At 51.4% G+C, this 2,416-nt stretch carries 2 protein-coding genes; both read right to left on the minus strand.

Annotated elements, in window-relative coordinates:
* Positions 1–855: 855 nt before the first annotated feature.
* A complete protein-coding gene (gene rpsO / locus VLA04_01105; GenBank protein HSI20294.1) occupies positions 856–1,113 on the minus strand; it encodes a 30S ribosomal protein S15 in 258 nt (85 codons plus the stop codon).
* A 66-nt stretch (positions 1,114–1,179) separates the two neighbouring features.
* A partial coding sequence (locus VLA04_01110; GenBank protein ID HSI20295.1) for a DHH family phosphoesterase occupies positions 1,180–2,416 on the minus strand: 1,237 nt, incomplete at its 5' end.

A 2,416-nucleotide genomic window follows, 5' to 3' on the forward strand; every position in this document is an offset into this window, starting at 1 on the left:
GGCCGAGCTTAACCTTGTGCGTAGTACTTGGCATGTACAGAAAAATTACAGGGTGCCACGTAGTACTTTGGGCGTGGTCCGCATATGCATGCGAAGCGGGCTCAAAATAGTACGGGCGGGTTGATATCTACATTTTGTATATCAGATATCCTCTCTTGAGGATAGAAAAAGGCCAGAGAGGGTATCTCTGGCCTCGGGAGGCTACTCATAAAGCGCCTTGGCTTTTGTGAGTGTGATGGGTTGTAGTTGCCCACAGCTTTTGGCTAGTTCGCAGAAGCGCTCATAGCTAGGGATCTTTCTCTTCAATTTGCTCACGGTGAGGCTTTTGAGGAAATGCCGACGGCTGGAGCTTCTTGAAGGGTCAATGCCAAACGAGCGGCAAACCATTCGGCGTGTTTTCTCCGTAAGGTACGGGTCTGCCAGGGTATTAGGGGTGACTCTTTCCGTTTTTTCCAAATTCATTTGCTGGATAGTAGCTCTGGCAAACAAAAAAGTCAATCCGTTAGGACTGACTTAGAAGAGTTATTTGTACAGCGCACGAGCCTTTTCAAGGGTCGCAGGCGTGATATGTCCTTGCCCTGTGGCGCGTTCGCAGAAGTTCTCGTACGTAGGGATTCTCTCTTTGAGTTGCCCGGCCGTAACTTTTCGGAGAAAAATGTCTCTACCTGAGCTTTGTGCTGGATTAACTCCTAGCGCGCGGCAAACCATTCGGCGTGTTTTCTCAGTAAGAAACGGATTTACAAGGGTGTCGGATGTAACTTTTTCTGTCGGTACCGAATCCATGTGCAGGACAATACCACCGGCAAACAAAAAAGTCAATCCGTTAGGACTGACTTAATTGGCTTTGAGAGCTACTTAGCGACGAAGGCCAAGGTCTTTAATGAGATTTTCGTAAATCTCGAGCTCGGTAGCGGCGAGGTAGTTCAAAAGGCGACGGCGGCGACCAACAAGCTTCAAGAGACCGGAACGGGAGTCAAAGTCTTTCTTGTGCTCTTTAAGGTGGTCGGTAAGTTCAAGGATGCGCTCGGTAAGGATGGCAATCTGAACCTGGGTAGAACCAGTATCCCCTTCATGGGTCTGGTACTTCTTAACAAGATCTTTGGTCTTGGACATGGGTACGATTCTTATGGACAGACGGGTACAGTGTTAGCCGTACCAATCTCATTAACTCAAGTGAGTTTAGCTTACTTTCTCTTCTGTTTCAAGATCAGGGGCGTCTTGGGCCGGGCTTTCGCGGCGGAAAGGGTTCGGACGGGTAGGCCGTGAAGATTTCTGCACCTTGGCGGGAGTGTCCTGTTTTATATCTTCTGGAAGGACGAGCGGGGATTCCTCTTTCAACTGGGCTTCGGCAGCCCGTGCAGGGGTTCCGGCGGGTTGGCGCTTGGTCAGGAAGTCCCGGATCTGGGTCAAAATCTTCTGCTCGCTTTGGGCGATAGTGGTGTTCTTAACCGAGAAACCGGCAGCCTGTACGTGTCCTCCGCCACCCATATGGAGGGCAATGGCGGAAACATCCATATGAGGCTGAATGGAGCGCATGGAGCACTTCACTTCACCATCACGTTCAACCATGAGCAGGACAAAGTTCATCCCCTCTGCGCTCTTGAGAAGCTCATCAACAACACCCTCGGTGTTGGTTGGTTCAGCCTGGGAGGCAACAAAGTCTGCCTTGGTAAGAATGGTCCAGGCAAAGTGGTTCTGTGGGTCTTCCTTGATGTAAGAAAGAGCACGGCCCCAGAGGCGGAGCTGGGCCAGGGAGCGGGTCATGAAGATGCGCTTCACAATCTCCTGCTGACGGGCTCCAGCTGCCACCATTTGGGCGGCAACGGTAAGGGACTTTGGCGTAGTGTTGGCGTTCTGGAAGGAACCAGTGTCAGTGGTGATACCGGTAAGAAGGCAGGTAGCCATTTCCGCATCAATCATGCCGGGGATGTCTTTCCCGAGGGTCTCCAGGAGGGAAACCAAAATCTCGGCGGTTGAAGAGGCGGTGACATCGATAAGGTTCACCTTGCCAAAATTGGTGTTGGTCGGGTGATGGTCGATATTTACAACGGGAACTTCAAAGAAGAGGCTTGGGTTTTCTTCGTAGATAACACCCATCCGGTCAAGGTCGCTACAGTCCAAGACAATAACCAGGTCGGTGCGGAAGCTGCCGTCTTCAATCCGTACGCTTTGTGGAGTGAGCACACCTTCTTTAGGGGTGACTACTACCATGAGCTTGGTTTCTGAGACACGCTTAAGGCTTACGTTGCCCACCTTGGCTTGGCTCTCGTCGATAATGAGAAGCAAGTCCTTATTGGCGGTGAACTCGTTTTCCACCTCGGTGTAACCAGGAAGGAAGTCAAAAGTGGCGGGAATCTTGCCACCCATGGCCACGGTCACCTGCTTACCGAGTTTCTCAAGGCCACGCTTTAGAGCG

The organism is Verrucomicrobiia bacterium (assembly GCA_035460805.1).
Classification (GTDB): domain Bacteria; phylum Patescibacteriota; class UBA1384; order CAILIB01; family CAILIB01; genus DATHWI01.

Coding starts and splice junctions, on each gene's coding strand:
- rpsO (HSI20294.1), bottom strand. CDS start 1,113: ATGTCCAAGACCAAAGATCTTGTTAAGAAGTACCAGACCCATGAAGGG.